Origin of the sequence: Thioalkalivibrio sp. ALE14, assembly GCF_000376845.1 — a bacterium.
Lineage (GTDB): Bacteria > Pseudomonadota > Gammaproteobacteria > Ectothiorhodospirales > Ectothiorhodospiraceae > Thioalkalivibrio.
Map to the genome: position 1 here is coordinate 23,115 of NZ_AQXY01000030.1, position 17,538 is coordinate 40,652.

The following is a 17,538-nucleotide window of genomic DNA, read 5'->3' on the forward strand; positions in this document are numbered from 1 at the left end:
TTCAGGCGGCGTCGGGCTTGTTCGCATCGTCGTCGGCGCACAGGGGAAAGCCCAGGGCCTCGCGTGACTCGTAGTACTTCTGCGCGACATTCCGCGACAGCTCGCGCACGCGCAGGATGTAGCGCTGACGCTCGGTGACCGAGATCGCGCCACGCGCATCCAGCAGGTTGAAGCTGTGCGAGGCGCGCAGCATCTGCTCGTAGGCCGGCAGCGGCAGGCCCAGCTCGATCATGCGGTCGCTCTCGGTCGCGTGCTGGTCGAAGGCGGCGAACAGCGCATCGCGGTCGGCGTACTCGAAGTTGTAGGTGGACTGCTCCACCTCGTTCTGGTGGTAGACATCGCCGTAGGTCACGGGGCGGCCGTCCGGGCCGACGGTCCAGATCAGGTCGAACACACTCTCCACGCCCTGCAGGTACATCGCCAGGCGCTCGAGGCCGTAGGTGATCTCGCCGGAGACCGGGTGGCAATCCAGCCCGCCCACCTGCTGGAAGTAGGTGAACTGGGTCACCTCCATGCCGTTCAGCCAGACCTCCCAGCCCAGCCCCCAGGCGCCGAGAGTGGGGGACTCCCAGTTGTCCTCGACGAAGCGCACGTCATGGGTCAGGGTGTCGAAGCCGAGCGCCTCCAGCGAACCCAGGTAGAGGTCCTGGATATCCGGCGGCGAGGGCTTCAGCAGCACCTGGAACTGGTAGTAGTGCTGCAGGCGATTGGGGTTGTCGCCGTAACGCCCGTCGGTCGGGCGCCGGCTCGGCTGCACGTAGGCCGCCCGCCACGGCTCCGGCCCGATGGAACGCAGGAAGGTCGCCGGGTGGAAGGTCCCCGCGCCCATTTCCATGTCATAGGGCTGCAGGACCACGCAGCCATGATCGCTCCAGTAATCCTGCAGGCGCCGGATGAGGTCCTGGAAGGTCGGGCTGCTGGACGGGGTACGTTCGTGCGACATGCGGGATCCCGGGTCAGAGCAAAGCGGACAGTATATCGGGCGGGCTCCAGCCGCGGCCACCGCCAGCGCGAAACGCGGACTCACGGAGCCAGCCGCGCGAGCCCGCATTTTGCGCGGTTCGGCGGCGGGTTTTGCGCCAGCCGGCAAGGCGCCCATACTGGAGGCTTGATCCGGTTCGGGAGAACCGCCCTGAGCGAGCCCCACGCCAATTCGGAGCCGACGGTGACCGCGGAGAACGGTCAGCGCTACCGCGACACCCGCCGCGTCACGCTGGTGGGCGCGACCGTGAACAGCTTCCTCGCCCTGGCGCAGCTGATCAGCGGCTGGCTGCTGAACTCGCAGGCGCTGGTGGCGGACGGCGTGCATACGCTGTCGGACCTGGTCACGGACGGGGTCGTGCTGTTCGCCGCGCGCAAGGCATCCGCCTCCCCCGACCAGGACCATCCCTACGGCCACGCCCGCATCGAGACGCTGGCGACGGTGGTCGTCGGGGTCTTTCTGGCGCTGGCGGGCCTGGGGATCGCCTGGGCGGCGGGCAGCCGGCTGGTCGAGCCCGAGGGCATGACCGGCCCCGCGAACATGGCCATCTTCTTTGCCGCACTGACGCTGGTGGCCAAGGAGGGTCTGTACCAGTACACCCATCGGGTGGCGAAGCGCCTGCGCTCGCGGATGCTGGATGCGAACGCCTGGCACCATCGGTCGGATGCGATTTCGTCGCTGTTCGTGCTGGTCGGCGTGGGTGCGGCAGTGGCCGGCTACCCGTGGGCGGATGCCCTGGCCGCGCTGATCGTGGCGCTGTTCATCCTGCACATCGCCGGACGCCTGATCGTGCGCGCCGCAGCGGAACTGATCGATACGGCACTGGAACCGGAAAAGGTCGATCGCATCCACCAGACCATCATGGACGTGCCCGGGGTGAAGGATGCGCACATGCTGCGCACCCGCCGCCACGGCAGCGACGTGGTGGCCGACGTGCATATCCAGGTCGCCCCGATGATCTCGGTCTCCGAGGGCCACCGCATCGCCGATGCGGTGTTCCATTCGGTGACCGACGAACACGACCGGGTCAACGACATCACTGTGCACGTGGACCCGGAGAACGATGCGGACCAGGCGCGCAGTTCGTCTCTGCCGCTGCGCCCGGTCCTGGTCGAGGCCCTGCGCGAAGCCTGGGCCGGCACCCCGGAGCTGGAGGCGGTGGAACACCTGTCGCTGCACTACCTCGGCGGCCGGGTGCACATGACTGTGACCCTGCGCCTTGACGGGGCAACCGCCGCGCCCGACCTGGAGGCGCGGGCCCGAGCCCTGGCCGACCGGCTGCATGGCCACTCGCAGGTGGGCGACATGCTGGGCGAGGTCACGCTACTCTATCGACCCTGCACTCATTAGGTGCGCTCCTGGCCGGTGCGCCCAATGCTTGTGCATATAACGCACTATTGTGGTGCAGACAGGATGCGGCGGCGGGCACCGGGTGCCCGTTTTTCGCGCGCCCGGGCCGAATCCGGCCGGATGGCATGATGCCTGCATAGTGAATCGCGAAGCCGTGCAGGGCGCAGCAAGCCGGCCGGCCACCATTGAAGACTCAAGTAAAGACCAAGGAGATCCCCATGTCCGCAGCCGACGTGCTGAACCAGATCAAGGAAAAGGAAGTGCGCTTCGTCGACTTCCGTTTTACCGACTCCAAGGGCAAGGAACAGCATGTGACCATGCCGGCCCACGACATCGATGAAGAGACCTTCGAGGAAGGCAAGATGTTCGACGGCTCCTCGATCTCCGGCTGGAAGGGGATCAACGAGTCCGACATGATCCTGATGCCGGACGCCGAGTCGGCCGTGATCGACCCGTTCTTCGAAGACATGACCATGAACATCCGCTGCGACGTGGTCGAGCCGGCCACCATGCAGGGCTACGACCGCTGCCCGCGCTCCCTGGCGCGCCGCGCCGAGGCCTACCTGCAGAGCACCGGTATCGCCGACACCGCGCTGTTCGGCCCTGAGAACGAGTTCTTCATCTTTGACGACGTGAAGTGGGGCACCAGCCTGTCCGGCTCCTACTGCCGCGTGGACTCCCAGGAGGCCTCCTGGAACTCCGAACGCGTCTACGAGGACGGCAACATCGGTCACCGCCCGGGCGTGAAGGGCGGCTACTTCCCGGTCCCGCCGGTCGACAGCCTGCACGACATCCGCTCCACCATGTGCGAAGTGATGACCGAGATGGGTCTGGAGACCGAGGTGCACCACCACGAGGTGGCCACCGCCGGCCAGTGCGAGATCGGCGTGGGCCCGGCGACCCTGACGCAGAAGGCCGACGAGGTGCAGATCCTGAAGTACGTGGTGCAGAACGTGGCCCACATCCACGGCAAGACCGCGACCTTCATGCCCAAGCCGATCGTCGGCGACAACGGCTCCGGCATGCACGTGCACCAGTCGCTGTCCAAGGACGGCAAGAACCTGTTCTCCGGTGACCTCTACGGCGGCCTCTCCGAGACCGCGCTGTACTACATCGGCGGCATCATCAAGCACGCCCGCGCGCTGAATGCCTTCACCAACCCGTCCACCAACAGCTACAAGCGTCTGGTCCCGGGCTTCGAGGCGCCGGTGATGCTGGCCTACTCCGCCCGCAACCGCTCCGCCTCGCTGCGCATCCCGTTCGTGATGAACCCGAAGGGCCGCCGCGTCGAACTGCGCTTCCCGGACTCCACTGCCAACCCCTACCTCGCGTTTGCCGCGATGCTGATGGCCGGTCTGGACGGCATCCAGAACAAGGTCCACCCGGGCGACGCGATGGACAAGAACCTCTACGACCTGCCGCCGGAAGAGGAAAAGGGCATCCCGCAGGTCTGCCATTCGCTGGACCAGGCGCTGGAAGCCCTGAACCAGGACCGCGAGTTCCTGACCCAGGGTGGCGTGTTCACCGACGACATGATCGATGCCTACATCGACCTGAAGATGGAAGACGTCACGCAGATGCGCATGACCACCCATCCGATCGAGTTCGACATGTACTACAGCCTGTAAGGCATCCGCTTCCGGCCCCTCGGGGCCGCGAGGCCTTCCGCCGCCGCGCCCCCGGGCCGGCGGCTTTTTTGTGTCTGCCGGCCGGCCCCACGAAGACGGCCGAGGACACGCCCCGGACCCATCACGGCCTGGCGGGACGGGGACGGAAGCCGCAAATGAAGGGCCCCGCGAATCGTCGATCCGCGGGGCCTTCTTGCGTGGCACCGGGAGGACGCTCCCGGGCCTCTGACCGGCGATCGGCAATCAGGCGTGCCAGCCGAACTCCTCGGCCTTTTGCTGCGCCAGCGCCGGGATGTCGGTGGCGACGAATTTCTCGTACAGCACCTGGACCCCGATCATGTGATTGATCACCGCGTCCAGCTGGACCTGGGTGGCGGCCGGGGTGTCCTCGGACTCGTGCAGCTCGAACACCTGGCGTACACCCTCCGGATCCAGCAGGCCGGCCTCCTCGACCTTCTCCGGGGCGAGGTAGCGATCGGCCAGGGCCTTCATCGCGGCCCACTTGACCGGGTCGGTATGCGCCGGCGGCGCCATGAACGCGAACTTCTCGCGCTCGTAGAGCACCTTCGGCAACAGACCCTTCATCGACTCGCGCAGCACGTACTTCTCGGTCGGGCCCTTGATGCGCATGGTCGGCGGCAGGTGGGCAGCGAACTCGGCCAGGTGGTGATCGAGGAACGGCGGGCGTGCCTCCATCGAGTTGGCCATGTCCATGCGATCGCCGCCCCAGGTCAGGATCTGGCCCTCCAGCATGGTCTTGATCCAGACGTACTGGGCCTTGTCCAGCGGATGACGACCTTCCAGCATGTCGTTGTCCAGGGCGTTGGCGATCGCCTTGCCCGGCTGGTAGCCCTGCATGCGCTCGCGGCGTTTCGGGTGCAGCAGGCCCGGCACGTGGTCGGCCGCGGCCAGCCACGGCTGCAGGCAGGACGGCGTGAACCCCATCATCTTCGTGAACTCGGGATCGTCCACCTCGTCCTCGGCCAGCATCGCGCCGGAGACCAGTTCGTTGGACTCGTTCAGCATCTGCTGCCAGGCCTGGCGGTCGGCCTCCGGCAGGGTGTCCAGGCCGTGCAGGAACATGTCGCGGCGGAACGCCGGGTAACCACCGAACAGCTCGTCCGAGCCCTCGCCGGTGACCACCACCTTGTAGCCGGCCTTGTTCACGTGGCGGCTCATCAGCAGCTTGGCCACGCCGAGGGTGTTGTAGATGGTGCGCTCGGCGTGCCACAGGGCCTCTTCGAAGTTGTCGTAGAGGTGGTCCGCGTTCAGGGTCATGATGTCCTGGTCGGCGCCGACACTCTCCGCCATCTCGCGGGCGATCGCGGTCTCGTCGTAGTCGGCGTTGTCGAAGCCGATGGTGAAGGCCTTGACCGGCGACTGCTGGCTGGCCGAGGCCAGCCCCAGGGTGATGCAGGAGTCGATCCCGCCGGAAAGGTAGCAGGCGACCGGCACATCGGCCTCCAGGCGCAGCTGCACGGCCTCCATCAGCTTCTCGCGCACGCCCTCGATCCAGTAGTCCTCGTCGGTCTCGCTCTCGGGCGGGCGTTCGGAGGCCAGCGGGAAGTCCATGTCCCAGTACTTCTCCTGGCGGATCTTCAGCTTCCCGTGGGCACGCTCGACGATCACCATGTGCCCGGGCTTCACCTGCTGGATGCCCTCGAAGGCGGTGGTGCCGGGCACCATGGTCTGCATCAGCTGGTGGTACAGGCCGTCGTCGGAGAACTGGCGCGGGACGTCGGGGTTGGCGAACAGCACCTTCAGTTCGGAGCCGAACACGAAGCTGCCGTTGGCCTCGGTGAAGTACAGCGGCTTGATACCGAAGCGGTCGCGGATCAGCACCAGCCGGTCGTGCTCGCGGTCGTACAGCGAGATCGCGAACTCGCCGCGGAAGTGCTTCACCGCGTCCTCCAGACCCTCGCGCTGGTACAGGTGCATGACCATCTCGGAGTCGCTCTTGGTGCGGAACTTGACGCCGCGCGAGGTGAGATCCGTGCGGATGCGCTTGTAGTCGTACAGCTCGCCGTTGACCGCGGTCATGATCTCGCCGTTGGTCATGCAGAACGGCTGGCGACCGCGGTTCTCGTCCAGGTCGATGATCGACAACCGGGCGTGGGAGAAACCCACACCGCGGTCATCCTGCGTCTTGTAGCCGAAGCCGTCGGGCCCTCGGTGATACTGGATCGCGGCCATGTTGACCAGAGTTTGCGGGTCGACCTTGCGGTTCGGGTCGGCGTGGAAGATTCCGGCAATGCCACACATGGCATGTCTCCTTGGTTATCCGTTCGGGGCGAGCGGGGCGCGGGCCGGGCTTGTCCGGCGCGCCACGCCGCTCGCGGTTCAAATGAAAAGGTGGGGCGTCAGCCCTCCGGGGTGTCCATCACCGCGCTGATGCGGCGCACCACCGTGGTCAGCAGCGCCATGCGCACGAACACGGCCCCGCGGGCCTGGGCGAAGTACCAGTTGTGCGGGGTGTCGTCGAGATCGGTGGACAGCTCGTCGCCGCGCGCCAGCGGGTGCATGATGATCGCCCCCTTCTTCAGCGGCGAATTGCGGTCCAGCTTCAGACCCTCGCCCATCGACTCGAAGGTATCGCCGACCCAGGCGATGGCGTTGATGTAGACGACATCCAGCTCCGGCAGCACCGGGTCCAGATCGTGGACCACCCGCAGGGAAAGCCCCGCCTGTTCCAGCTCTTCGCGCTGGCCGGGGTCGAAGTTCTCGTCCTCGCGCGAGATGATCACGACCTCTTCGATCGCCTCCGGGAACAGGCTCAGCAGGCGCAGCAGCGAACGCACCGTGCGCATCCGCGACGGCACCCCGATGATGCCGACCTTGATGCGGTCTTGCGGGGCCACCTGCCCGGCGAACAGCTCCGGGCGCCACTTGGCCAGGGTGTAGACATCGGCGAGCGCCTGGGTCGGGTGCTCGTCGATGCCGTTGCCGGCATTCACCAGCGGGATGCGCAGGTTCTCCAGCATGTTGTGCGCCGCCTCGCCATCCGAGGAGCGCAGCACCAGCACGTCACCGTAGTTGTTGAACATCTCGGCGATGTCCGCCAGCGACTCGCCCTTGGCGATGCCGGTGCTCTTGGGGTCGGTGATCGACATCACCGCCCCGCCGAGGCGGTGCCAGGCGCTCTCGAATGACAGCCGGGTGCGCGTGGACGGCTCGTAGAACGCGCTGATCAGGATCTTGCCCGCCAGCGGCAGGTGCATCAGCGCCGGCGTGGTCTCGTACTGCGCCGCCAGGCGGAACAGCTGCAGCAGCTCGTCGCGCGAGAACTGCTGGCTGGAGACCACATGCGCGGCGGCCAGCTTGAGGAGCGGATCCGGATCTTCCTCCACCGCGTCCAGCAGCGCCTTCGGCCGGTCGGTGCCAGCGGCGCCGTCTTTCGGGTGGAGCACGTGCAGGGGATCTTCGGTGTAGTTCACCAGAGGCATCCTTTTTTCCAGTCGCGGATAAACAGGGCAAGCAGCAGGATCGGGGTCAGGGTCGCCACGCTGGTGGCGATGACCACGATCACGGACAGTGCGGTAATCGAGATCGTCATGCCGGCACCTCGGCGTCCGAACGGGCCAGGCGGCCCCAGTCAAACGGCCGCGGCATCAGCCAGGTGGTCAGCACCATCACGGCCAGCGACACGGCGGCCCCGACCAGCGCGGCCACGTAGAACCCGATCAGGAAGTAGCTGGCCAGCCCGATACCGGACCCCAGTATCATCGACCAGGCGGCGCCCTGCGGGTTCGCCTTCTGCCAGTACAGCCCGGCGACGATGGGCCAGATCGCGGAGGCCACGAAGGCCCCGGTGAAGTACAGCAGTTCTGCCAGGGAACCGACAATCGGGATCTCCCCGCGATAGCTGGCCGCCAGCCAGGTCAGCAGCCCCAGCAGCACGACGATCACCTTGGTCGCGTGGAACTGGTGCTGCTCGCTGGCCTGCGGGCGGATATGGCCGCGGTAGATGTCGCGGGTCACCAGGTCGGACGTGGCCGCCAGCAGTGAGTCGAGGCTGGAGGCCAGCGCGGCGAACACCACGATGAACACCACGATCGCACCGGTCAGGCCCAGCACCTCGGCGGCCACCAGCGGGCCGACCATGTCCGCCGCGGGGACGTTGATCCCCAGCGCCGGCGTGGCCAGCGCGATGAAGCCCGCGACGATGGGGATCGGCAGCCACAGCAGGCCGCCGAAGAGGTAGGCGCGAAAGCCCACGTTGCGGCCGAAGGCGAAGGCGCGCGACCACCAGACGTTGGAGTGGAAGATCTCGCCCACGCCAAACAGCAGGTTGTTGAACAGGAACATGATCGCCGCCGGAAACAGCAGGTTCAGCAGTTCCGGACGCTCTTCCATCAGGTTGAAGTGGATCGCCTCGAAGCCGACCTTGTCGATGGTCAGCCAGGCGATGAACGCGGCCCCGCCAATGATGATGATGGTCTGGATGAAGTCGGTGCCGATCACCGCGCGCAGGCCGCCCAGCAGGGTGTAGACCACGCAGACAGTCAGGATGACGGTCATGCCCACGCGGTAGTCGATGCCGGCCAGGGCGTTGATCAGCACGCCACCGGCCATCGCCATCGAGACCAGCCAGCCGAAGGCGTAGATCAGCGAGACCACCAGGAATACACGCCAGGTGAAGGTTCCGAAGCGCAGGCGGATGAAGTCGCCGGAGGTAAACCCCCGGGGCATCAGCTCGCGAATGCGTCGCGCCAGCGGCGCGAACAGGATCAGGCCAAGGGCACCCAGCGAGTACCCGAGCATGCCCCAGACACCCAGCTGCAGCGCGAGCTGCGGGGCCGTCATGGTGGTGTTGGCGGTCACCCAGGTGGCCATCGCCGTGGCCGTGGCCAGCGCCAGGCCGACGTTGCGCCCCGCCAGCATGTGGTCCTCGGCGGTCTTGTTGCGACGACCCAGCCACCAGCCCAGCACCACCCAGAGGACGCTGAACGCCGCCAGCAGCCCCCAGGCAATGGAAGTGGGGAGGATGGGGTCGTCGAGACCGGTCACGAGGCCTCCTGCACCTTCTTGATCTCGCGGATCGCCTCGTCGGTGGTCATCACGCGGGCGTAGCGGTCCTTGATCGTCGTAAGCGTGGCCTTCTGCATCTCCGGCGTCACCGTGGCCGTGGCGTCGTCCATCAGGGTGACATAAAAGCCCAGGTCACAGGCATCGCGCACGGCGGTGGAAACGCACTCGTTAGAGTACACGCCCACGATGAACAGCGCGGAGATGTTCAGGTTGCGCAGGATGTAGTGCAGGTTGGTGGAATTGAAGACCCCGCTGGCGGTCTTGTCGAGCACGATCTCGTCGCCCACCGGGGCCACCTGCTCGACGAACTCGGCATCCTTGGAGCCGGGGGCCGCGTGCAGGTTCAGACGCTTGTGGCCCGGGCTGCGATCGCGGCCATCGTGCGTCAGCGAGCGGATGCGGGTATGGATCACCTCCAGCCCCTCCTCGCGGAAGGCATCCTGCAGGCGGCGCACGTTGGGCAGCACCGTCTGCTCGAGGCGGTTGAAGTAGTACTCCTGCGCCTCCAGCGGCACACCGGATTCGGCGGAATCGGCGAACACCCCGTGGCCCCGCGCGGCATCCAGATACTGGAGGTCGATGCACAGGAGCGCGACATGGTGCTCCCGCAGCTCCTGACGCAGGACCGGTGTGGTGATCAGGCTCTCCTGGTACTGCTCGCGCAGCGGGTCCAGGGAGTCGTAATCGGTCAGGCGGGAGACGTTGTTGTTGTCGGCCATTCCGGGCGTTTCCTCTCGTCGCGGTTTATTGCCGGGCCGCCAGCGCCAGGGCACTTTGCAGGGCCAGGTTGGCGCCGGTCTCGATGTCCTCCCAGTTTGTCCATTCCGCGGCGGAATGGCTACGCCCCTGGAGACTCGGCACGAAGATCATGCCCGTGCGGGTGATCCGGCTCATGCTCTGGGTATCGTGGGCCGCGCCACTGGGCATCGTGATGTACTCCAGCCCCATGCGTTCGGCCTGCGCCTCGATGGTCTGCACGACGCCCGGGTCGCAGCGCACCGGATCGATCTCGGAGAGGACGTCGAACTCGAACATCAGGTCGCGCCGGCGCGCCAGGCTCGACAGGGTGCGCCGGGCCGCATGGGCCAGCGCGGTCAGGACCTTCTCGTCGGTGTCGCGCACCTCGAAGGAGAAGGTCGCCATGCCCGGCACGGTATTGGCCGCGCCGGGCGCGAGCTCCACACGCCCAATGGTCGCCCGCGAGTTGGGGCTGCCGTGTTCCTCGAGCAGGCGATTGATCTCGCCGCCGAACTCGGCCAGCCCCTGGAAGGGATCGATGCGCATGTCCATCGGCGTGGTGCCGGCGTGGTTGGGCTGGCCCTTCAGGCGCACCTCCCACTTGAACAGGCCGGTGATCGCCTCGACCACGCCGACACTGAGGCCGCGCCGGTCGAGGACCGGCCCCTGCTCGATATGGGTCTCGATAAAGGCATGCAGGGTGTGCGGATCGCGCCGGGCGGCCAGGGCATCGTCGGCATTGAGGCCCCAGTTGGCCATCGCCTCGACCAGGGTCACGCCCTCCAGGTCGCGCGCATGGCTGATGCTCTCCGGGGTCAGCTTGCCGGCCATCGCCTGCGAGCCGAACATGCCGCCGAATCGGCCTTCCTCGTCGGTGAAGTCGATCACCTCGAGGGGGTATTCCAGATCGACCGCGTTCTCCTTGGCGGTGCGCAGCACCTCAAGCCCGATCAGCACGCCCAGGGCCCCGTCCAGCGGACCGCCGCCGGGCACCGTGTCCAGATGCGAGCCCATGGCCACCACCGGGCGCTTGCCGTCGTAGTCCAGACGGCCGTGAAGATTCGCGGCGCCGTCCTGCCACACGTCCAGACCCGCGGCCTCCAGGCGCCCGCGAAACCACTCGCGCCCGGCGCGGTCACCCTCGCTGAAGGCGCGGCGGTGCAGGCCGCGATCCTCGTCGCGGCCGATCTGCCCCAGTTCGTTGATGTCCTGTTGCAGGCGCTGCATGTTGATCTTGAGATCCGTCATGGAAACCTCCGGTAGCGGGCCCACCCCGGATCACGCGAAGACGCTTTACGCAGCCACGGATCGACGAGACGGGCCGGGTGAATCAGTCGCGCGGGCGACCGCGCAGGATGGCCCCGATCAGGACCAGAAAGACGACGGCGCCCACCGCAAAGAAGCCGAAGGCGCGCGCCAGGCTGTGATGCTCCACGACGACGGTGGCCTCGTCGGCCCAGGTGTCGGCATCCGCGGCGCGCAGGCGGAAGCGATACTCGCCGTCGGGCAGGCCGCTGACCACGGTGCTGGCATCACCGCCTTCGTAGACGATGCGCACATCCTCATGGTCCGGCCCGGTGGCCCGCTCCAGCACGACGGCATCCTCGGCCTCCCAGGACAGCGTGAACCCCCCATCCGTGGAGCGCTCGGGAGGCGCGTCGAACGCCGGCTGCGCGCTCAGTGCCAGCGGCAGCCAGAACAGGAACGGCAGGAGGGGGCGAATGAGTCGCATCGGGGCCTCCGCGCGGGCCGGGGTCAGGATTTGCCGTCGAACGGCTGCAAGCCGGCCTTGGGTTCCGTGGTGTTCATTGCCTCGACCAGCAGGTCCAGGCCTTGGTCCAGGTCTTCGAGGCAGCCCTTCGGCAGCGAATGCAGGGCCCGGTTCAACTCGCCCTGCGGCGCGGCCGGGGCCTTGTCCAGCAACGCCATGCCCGCATCCGTCACGTACAGACGCACGATGCGCTGGTCCTTTTCCGGACGCCGACGCTCGATCAGGCCTCGGTGCTCCAGCTTGTCCAGGAGGTTGGAGGTCGTGGAGGCATGCACCGACAGTCGGCGCGACAGGTCGCTGACGTTCAATCCCGGCGTGCGCTGGAGCTCCCACAGCGCCCACAGCTGCGAGGCGCTGATCCCGCAGGCCCGCTCCACCGTCCTCGAATGCCCCTGCAGGGCGCGGATGATCACGCGCAGCTGGCGGATCACCGAACGCGCCACGTCCGGCTCGCCAGTCGTGCTGGCCACAGGGCCGGTTTCGTTTTCGGGTGCCTCGGGCACAGCCTCGGTGGATGCCATCAAAACTTCTCGCAGTTGAATCACTCGTTTAGTTATTTTTGTACAAAAATAGTTCCATTGCAACTTACGCCCGGGCTGGCGAAATCGCGGTATGGCCTCTAAAAACGTGATTTGGGGAGCCTGCCGAGGCAAAAGGCCCACCCGGTGCGCCGGGACTCGGGCGGCTGAAGGCCCTCCAAGCCAGAGAAGGAACACGGGGCGGGTGTCGCGGTCACACCACAGGTGCGCCGAATTTTCGTGTCCCGTTTACAACGAATCAGCAAACGCTTATAGGCGTTGTCGTGCTGGATCCCGAGACACCGCGCGCACTCCGTGTCCGCCCGGGAAGGCCGCTGGCGACACCCGAACCGCCCGACCAGAAGAGGAATCGCAATGAACAAGACGATGAGCTGGACCCTGGCACCGCTGTCCGGTGCCGTTGCCCTGGCCCTGTTCCTGGGCCCGAATGTCGCCGCCGCGGAATACGACAGCATCCAGGTCGGCAACCTGTCGATCGGTGGCGCCCTGCGCGGAAACTATGTGGTCGGCGACTATCCCGACTCCGACCGTCGCTCGTGGGACAAGGGCGGCAATTTTCTGCTCGACACCGCCCGCATCAATCTCGACTACGAAAACGGCCCCTGGCTCGGCAAGCTGGAGTACCGCTGGTACGACGGCTACAACATGCTTCACACCGGCTGGGTCGGCTATAACTTCGAAAACGAAAGCCAACTGCAGGTCGGTGTGAATCGGGTTCCGTTCGGCCCCGGACCTTACGGGGTATCCCAGAGCTGGTTCTTCGACCAGCACTACTACGTCGGCCTGTCCGATGACATGGATCTCGGCGTCAAGTACTCGATGCCGATGGGTGACTGGACCTGGGACTTCGGCTACTACGCACGCGACGAGGGACACTACTCGGGCGATACACGTGACAGCGCCCGCTACTCCTACGATGTCGTGAATGAAAGCGGCAGGGGCTACGAAGAGCGCAACCAGATCAACGTGCGCGGGATCTACAGCATCCCGGGCGCGAACACCGATGTTGGCTTCTCGGCCCAGGCCGGGGAGCTGAAGAGCAAGGGTCCGCAAAGCGATGGCGACCACTACGCGGTCTCGGGCCACATGGTCAACAACTGGGGCAACTGGACTCTGGCCAGCCAGCTGACCTACTACAAGTTCGACGTGGACGCGAACCAGCCACTGGGTACCGACAAGCTTGTCCAGATGGGCGCCTACGATTTCCCCAACACTGTGGCTGCCGAAGGCTGGATCCCGGCTGTCTCGCTCAGCTACTACCAGGAGACCAGCAACATCCCGTGGCTGGACTACGTGATCCCCTATGCCGAGGTCTCCTCCATCGTGAAGAGCGAGAGCGACTTCAACAACAGCGACATGCTGGTCCTCGGCGCCGCCTGGGCACGGGGTAACTGGTATATCTATACGGACCTGGCCTATGCCAACGGTAACGAATTCGTTGGTGGCAACCGTCGCGGTGACAACCCGTTCGGGGATCGCCTGGGCGCCAACGAGGACGACAACTGGGAGGCCCGTTTCAACATCAACTTCGGGTATTACTTCTAAAGGCGGTCGCGGAAGGTCGTCGCCTGACGGCCTTCGGACGACTCGAGCCCGCACCATCCGGTGCGGGCTTTTTTGTGCTCGGGGCAGCGCCCTGGGTCAGGCGCTATTCGCGGCCTGGGGCTCCGGCACATCCGGCCGGCCCGGCTGGGCCATATGGTCGGGGTTGGCCCAGCGCATCAGGGCGAAGGCGAGCAGGATGGTGGGGATGCCGATCAGGGCCGAGCTGGCGAAGAACCAGACCCAGCCGATGTGCTCCGCCAGCACGCCGGTGAAACCGGCGAGAAACTGGCCGGGCAGGGTCATGATCGAGCTGAACAGGGCGTACTGGGTGGCGGTGTAGGCACTGTTGGTCAGGCTGGAGAGGTAGGCGATGAACACCGAGATCGCCATGCCACCGGAAAGATTGTCCGCCATGATCGCGAACACCAGGCCATAGGTCTCGGGGCCCAGGGTGGCCAGCCAGGAGAAGGTCAGGTTGGTCAGCGGCGCCAGAACCGCCGTCGTGATCAGCATGCGCATGATGCCGAAGCGCACGACCAGCAGCCCGCCCAGGGCCGCGCCGGTCAGGGTCATGGCCAGGCCGAAGGCGGCGGCGATGTTGGCGATCTCGTCCTTGGTGAAGCCGATATCCAGGTAGAACGGGTTCGCCATCACCCCCATGAAGATGTCGCTGATGCGAAACACGGCGATGAAGGCGATCACCACCAGGGCGATCTTCCCGAAGCGCTGCCAGAACTCGACGAACGGGCAGATCACCGCGCCGATGAACCAGGCCTTCAGACCGCGCCACCATCCGGTATCCGAGGTGTTGTTGAGGTAGTCGACCACGCGGTCCTCGAGCCGGGCCGTGGCGGAGTCCCGCCGGGCCACCTCGGGCTCACGGACGATCAGCGTGCAGACCACGCCCACCAGCATCAGCGCGGCCATCGCGCCGTAGGAGAGACTCCAGCTGCCGATCGCGGCGATATGCAGTGCCCCGGCTCCAGCGGTCAACAGGGCGACGCGATAGCCGAACACGTAGGCGGCAGCCATCGCGCCCTGGCGCTCCTGGCTGACGGCCTCGATGCGGTAGGCATCGATGGCGATGTCCTGGGTCGCGGCGCCGAAGGCCGTGAGTACGGCCCAGACGGCCACCAGCCAGAGCTGCTCCGTCGGGTCGGTCAGGGCGATCCCGGCCAGACCGAGCATGATGACGGCCTGGGCGAACAGCATCCAGGCGCGGCGGCGGCCGAATACCCGGGTCAGGACCGGCAGGGCCAGGCGATCGACCACCGGTGCCCAGAACACCTTGATGCTGTAGGCCATGCCGACCCAGGAGAGGAACCCGATGGAGGCCAGCTCCACGCCAAGATCGCGCAGCCAGGCGGTGAAGGTGCCACCGGTCAAGAGCAGCGGGAGCCCTGCGGCAAAGCCGAGGAACAGCATGCCGATGACCCGCGGATGGCGGTAGACCGCCAGGGCCGCGCGCCAGTCGCGGCGCGGGGGCCGTTGCGCTTCGGCGGCGTCGGTCATGCGCGGCACAGGCCCCGGTCAGGGCTGGTAGTCATAGTCGATCCAGAACGGCGCGTGGTCGGAGAAGCGATCGTCGGTATGGATGTACGGGTCGCGCGCGGTGGCGGCAATGCCCGGGGTGGCGATCTGGTAGTCGATCCGCCAGCCCACGTTCTTGGCCCAGGCCTGGCCGCGGTTGGACCACCAGGTGTACTGCTCGGGGCGCCCATCCAGCCGGCGGAACACGTCGACCATGCCGATCTCGTCGAACAGGTGGTCCAGCCAGGCCCGCTCCTCCGGCAGGAAGCCGGAGTTCTTGCGGTTGGACTTGAAGTTGGTGAGGTCGATCTCCTTGTGGGCGATGTTCCAGTCGCCGCAGATGACCCACTCACGCCCGTCCTGCATGCGTTCCGCCAGCCAGGGGCGGAAGAACTCCAGGAAGCGCCACTTGGAGTCCTGGCGGTGATCGCCCGAGGAACCCGAGGGCAGATACAGCGAGACCACCGACAGGTTGCCGAACCGCATCTCGGCATAGCGGCCCTCGTTGTCGGCCTCCTCGAAGCCGATGCGGGTCACAACCTCGTCCGGCTGGCGACGGCTGTACAGGGCCACCCCGCTGTAGCCGGGCTTCACCGCATCGACATAGACACTGTGATAACCGGGTGGATGGAAGGGCTCGCCCTGGATCTGATGGATCTGGGCCTTGGTCTCCTGGATGCAGACCACGTCGGCCTCAGTGGTCGGGAGCCAGTCGAAGAAGCCCTTGCGGGCGGCGGCACGGATGCCATTGGCGTTCATCGAGAGTATGCGCATGGCGGGGAACAATACCCGCGCACGCGGGCGCGGAAAAGGGCCCCGACCGGCGCCGATGCCGGATTCGCGGGTGGGTGTGTCAGAATACGGCGTTTTACGACCGGAGCACCCCGATGACCGCCCACGCCTTCTTGGAATATGCCCTGCAACGCGATGTCCTGCGCTTTGGCGAGTTCACGCTGAAGTCCGGGCGGGTGAGTCCCTACTTCTTCAACGCGGGGCTGTTCAACCGGGGGTCGGATCTGGCCCGCCTGGGCGAATTCTATGCCCGCGCGATTGTGGACTCCGGCATCGAGTTCGACCTGGTGTTTGGCCCGGCCTACAAGGGCATCCCGCTGGCGGCAGCAGTGACCGAGGCGCTTTATCGCGACCACGGCATGGACCGCCCCTGGGCCTTCAACCGCAAGGAGGCCAAGGACCACGGCGAGGGCGGCAACATCGTCGGCGCCCCGCTGGAGGGCCGGGTGCTGATCGTGGATGACGTGATCACCGCCGGCACCGCGATCCGCGAGTCGGTGGACCTGATCCGCGCGGCGGGTGCGGCGCCGGTGGGGGTTGCGATTGCGCTGGACCGCGAGGAACGCGGGCGCGGCGAACGCTCCGCGATCCAGGAGGTCGAGGCCGACTTGGGCCTTCAGGTAGTGCGCGTCGCCCGGCTGGGCGACCTGGTCACCATGCTCGAGGACACCGGCCGCGCACCGGAACACCTGGAGGCCCTGCGCGCCTACCGCGCCGAATACGGGGTTTAGGGAGACGCTGATTGGATCGCGCGTCCGCGCTCGAGTCGCTTTTGCGTGCGAACAAGGCGCGGTGACTGCCGTGCCGTCATTCTGCACAAGGGAACCGCAACGCCGTTCCCACGCCCGTTTTTCTCAACAGCGGGCGGCCGATCCCCTGCTTTCAATGGTTTGTGGGGTTGGCGCCCCCTGTTCCCCGATCCTGCGTTGCGCCGCTTGCGGGTAGAACCACTACCCGCTGCACGACGCGCCGTGTCTCGGAAAACAGGGGCACCAACGCGGACGTGCGATTCAATCAGCGTCTCCCTAGGGGGCGCATACCGCCGCATCCATGCCCCCGTCATTGCGAGGAGCGCGGCGACGAAGCACAAAAGCAGCGAAGCTGCGTTGAACGGCCGCAGGCCGGCCCGCAGGGCGAGCGAAGCGAGTAACCTGCGTCTGGAACCACCCGATCCCGACCGGTCCGGCCCCTGCCAGCTTCGGGAGGTTGCTTCGTCGGCTGCGCCTCCTCGCAATGACGGAGCGGGGTAGCGGCGTGCGCCGCTCGGCGCTACAGGAGTTCGGTGTCGTCGTGCGAGTACGCCGGCGAGCAGCTGCACAGGATATGCAGCGGCTCGCTACCCGTATTGCGGATGTTGTGCGGCGTGCCGGGGGCAATGCAGACGGTGTCGCCCACGCTCACCGGGAAGGTCGTGTCACCCAGGCGCATCTCGCCCTGTCCACGGGTCACGTGATAGAGCTCTTCCGTTCGACCGTGGCGATGCAGGCGCGTCGTCGCCCCGGGCTCGACCACCGCCTCGGCCAGGCTCTGGGCCGCATTGCCATGCACATCGGGGTGCATCAACTCGCGGATCTCGGAGCCGTCCTTGGTGTCGTAGGCCGGGATGTCGCTATAGCGCGTGTGCATGGCTGCCCC

The 17,538-nt window shown here is 66.6% G+C and carries 16 protein-coding genes; 4 read left to right on the forward strand and 12 right to left on the reverse strand.

Annotated elements, in window-relative coordinates:
* Nucleotide 1: 1 nt before the first annotated feature.
* Complete coding sequence (glyQ, locus tag F572_RS0111230; RefSeq protein ID WP_017943119.1) at nucleotides 2-943, reverse strand: glycine--tRNA ligase subunit alpha; 942 nt, start codon at nucleotides 941-943, stop codon at nucleotides 2-4.
* Between the two features lie 165 nt (nucleotides 944-1,108).
* On the opposite strand from glyQ, the gene F572_RS0111235 reads away from it, so the two are divergent.
* Nucleotides 1,109-2,332: a cation diffusion facilitator family transporter gene (locus F572_RS0111235; protein ID WP_017943118.1), complete on the forward strand. Its 1,224-nt coding sequence runs from the start codon at nucleotides 1,109-1,111 to the stop codon at nucleotides 2,330-2,332.
* A 218-nt stretch (nucleotides 2,333-2,550) separates the two neighbouring features.
* Nucleotides 2,551-3,960, forward strand: coding sequence for a glutamate--ammonia ligase (gene glnA, locus F572_RS0111240; RefSeq protein ID WP_017943117.1), 1,410 nt, complete (start codon nucleotides 2,551-2,553; stop codon nucleotides 3,958-3,960).
* Between the two features lie 243 nt (nucleotides 3,961-4,203).
* Here the strand turns inward: glnA and asnB are convergent, their stop codons facing one another.
* The 8 genes from asnB to F572_RS0111280 all read right to left on the reverse strand — a co-directional run bounded on the left by asnB (nucleotide 4,204) and on the right by F572_RS0111280 (nucleotide 12,018).
* Nucleotides 4,204-6,222 (reverse strand): asparagine synthase (glutamine-hydrolyzing), encoded by a 2,019-nt coding sequence (gene asnB, locus F572_RS0111245; protein ID WP_017943116.1) that lies wholly within the window; start codon nucleotides 6,220-6,222, stop codon nucleotides 4,204-4,206.
* 98 nt (nucleotides 6,223-6,320) lie between these two features.
* Complete coding sequence (locus tag F572_RS0111250) at nucleotides 6,321-7,403, reverse strand: aspartate carbamoyltransferase (RefSeq protein WP_018158463.1); 1,083 nt, start codon at nucleotides 7,401-7,403, stop codon at nucleotides 6,321-6,323.
* Nucleotides 7,391-7,513, reverse strand: coding sequence for a hypothetical protein (locus F572_RS16015; RefSeq protein WP_017943114.1), 123 nt, complete (start codon nucleotides 7,511-7,513; stop codon nucleotides 7,391-7,393). Before F572_RS16015 ends, F572_RS0111250 begins: the two co-directional genes overlap by 13 nt.
* Nucleotides 7,510-8,967, reverse strand: a complete 1,458-nt coding sequence (locus F572_RS0111260; protein WP_017943113.1) for a sodium:solute symporter family protein — start codon at nucleotides 8,965-8,967, stop codon at nucleotides 7,510-7,512. Before F572_RS0111260 ends, F572_RS16015 begins: the two co-directional genes overlap by 4 nt.
* Nucleotides 8,964-9,707 (reverse strand): cysteine hydrolase family protein, encoded by a 744-nt coding sequence (locus tag F572_RS0111265; RefSeq protein ID WP_017943112.1) that lies wholly within the window; start codon nucleotides 9,705-9,707, stop codon nucleotides 8,964-8,966. The genes F572_RS0111260 and F572_RS0111265 overlap by 4 nt, the downstream gene beginning before the upstream one ends.
* Nucleotides 9,708-9,732: 25 nt before the next feature.
* Nucleotides 9,733-10,974: a Zn-dependent hydrolase gene (locus F572_RS0111270; RefSeq protein WP_017943111.1), complete on the reverse strand. Its 1,242-nt coding sequence runs from the start codon at nucleotides 10,972-10,974 to the stop codon at nucleotides 9,733-9,735.
* An 82-nt stretch (nucleotides 10,975-11,056) separates the two neighbouring features.
* Nucleotides 11,057-11,458 carry a hypothetical protein gene (locus F572_RS0111275; RefSeq protein WP_017943110.1) on the reverse strand — a complete coding sequence of 134 codons (402 nt, stop codon included), beginning with the start codon at nucleotides 11,456-11,458 and terminating at the stop codon, nucleotides 11,057-11,059.
* Nucleotides 11,459-11,481: 23 nt separating this feature from the next.
* Entirely contained in the window at nucleotides 11,482-12,018 is a 537-nt protein-coding gene (locus F572_RS0111280) for a MarR family winged helix-turn-helix transcriptional regulator (protein WP_017943109.1), read from the reverse strand.
* Between the two features lie 372 nt (nucleotides 12,019-12,390).
* Between F572_RS0111280 and F572_RS0111285 the strand changes: the two genes are divergently transcribed.
* On the forward strand, nucleotides 12,391-13,581 hold the full coding sequence (locus F572_RS0111285) for a hypothetical protein (RefSeq protein ID WP_017943108.1): 1,191 nt from the start codon (nucleotides 12,391-12,393) through the stop codon (nucleotides 13,579-13,581).
* Nucleotides 13,582-13,677: 96 nt separating this feature from the next.
* Here F572_RS0111285 and F572_RS0111290 read toward each other — a convergent pair whose 3' ends face one another.
* Nucleotides 13,678-15,093, reverse strand: a complete 1,416-nt coding sequence (locus F572_RS0111290; protein ID WP_038034359.1) for an AmpG family muropeptide MFS transporter — start codon at nucleotides 15,091-15,093, stop codon at nucleotides 13,678-13,680.
* An 18-nt stretch (nucleotides 15,094-15,111) separates the two neighbouring features.
* Nucleotides 15,112-15,885, reverse strand: coding sequence for an exodeoxyribonuclease III (locus tag F572_RS0111295; RefSeq protein WP_255349336.1), 774 nt, complete (start codon nucleotides 15,883-15,885; stop codon nucleotides 15,112-15,114).
* Nucleotides 15,886-15,998: 113 nt separating this feature from the next.
* Between F572_RS0111295 and pyrE the strand changes: the two genes are divergently transcribed.
* Complete coding sequence (pyrE, locus tag F572_RS0111300) at nucleotides 15,999-16,634, forward strand: orotate phosphoribosyltransferase (protein ID WP_017943105.1); 636 nt, start codon at nucleotides 15,999-16,001, stop codon at nucleotides 16,632-16,634.
* A 538-nt stretch (nucleotides 16,635-17,172) separates the two neighbouring features.
* On the opposite strand, the gene F572_RS0111305 is transcribed toward pyrE, so the two are convergent.
* Nucleotides 17,173-17,529 carry a cupin domain-containing protein gene (locus tag F572_RS0111305; RefSeq protein WP_017943104.1) on the reverse strand — a complete coding sequence of 119 codons (357 nt, stop codon included), beginning with the start codon at nucleotides 17,527-17,529 and terminating at the stop codon, nucleotides 17,173-17,175.
* Nucleotides 17,530-17,538: the final 9 nt, after the last annotated feature.

What these genes read in the sequence shown, in the direction of transcription:
- glyQ (WP_017943119.1), bottom strand. Translation starts at nt 943, where the DNA reads ATGTCGCACGAACGTACCCCGTCCAGCAGCCCGACCTTCCAGGACCTC.
- glnA (WP_017943117.1), top strand. Translation starts at nt 2,551, where the DNA reads ATGTCCGCAGCCGACGTGCTGAACCAGATCAAGGAAAAGGAAGTGCGC.
- asnB (WP_017943116.1), bottom strand. Translation starts at nt 6,222, where the DNA reads ATGTGTGGCATTGCCGGAATCTTCCACGCCGACCCGAACCGCAAGGTC.
- F572_RS0111250 (WP_018158463.1), bottom strand. Translation starts at nt 7,403, where the DNA reads ATGCCTCTGGTGAACTACACCGAAGATCCCCTGCACGTGCTCCACCCG.
- F572_RS16015 (WP_017943114.1), bottom strand. Translation starts at nt 7,513, where the DNA reads ATGACGATCTCGATTACCGCACTGTCCGTGATCGTGGTCATCGCCACC.
- F572_RS0111265 (WP_017943112.1), bottom strand. Translation starts at nt 9,707, where the DNA reads ATGGCCGACAACAACAACGTCTCCCGCCTGACCGATTACGACTCCCTG.
- F572_RS0111270 (WP_017943111.1), bottom strand. Translation starts at nt 10,974, where the DNA reads ATGACGGATCTCAAGATCAACATGCAGCGCCTGCAACAGGACATCAAC.
- F572_RS0111275 (WP_017943110.1), bottom strand. Translation starts at nt 11,458, where the DNA reads ATGCGACTCATTCGCCCCCTCCTGCCGTTCCTGTTCTGGCTGCCGCTG.
- F572_RS0111280 (WP_017943109.1), bottom strand. Translation starts at nt 12,018, where the DNA reads ATGGCATCCACCGAGGCTGTGCCCGAGGCACCCGAAAACGAAACCGGC.
- F572_RS0111285 (WP_017943108.1), top strand. Translation starts at nt 12,391, where the DNA reads ATGAACAAGACGATGAGCTGGACCCTGGCACCGCTGTCCGGTGCCGTT.
- F572_RS0111290 (WP_038034359.1), bottom strand. Translation starts at nt 15,093, where the DNA reads ATGACCGACGCCGCCGAAGCGCAACGGCCCCCGCGCCGCGACTGGCGC.
- F572_RS0111295 (WP_255349336.1), bottom strand. Translation starts at nt 15,885, where the DNA reads ATGCGCATACTCTCGATGAACGCCAATGGCATCCGTGCCGCCGCCCGC.
- pyrE (WP_017943105.1), top strand. Translation starts at nt 15,999, where the DNA reads ATGACCGCCCACGCCTTCTTGGAATATGCCCTGCAACGCGATGTCCTG.
- F572_RS0111305 (WP_017943104.1), bottom strand. Translation starts at nt 17,529, where the DNA reads ATGCACACGCGCTATAGCGACATCCCGGCCTACGACACCAAGGACGGC.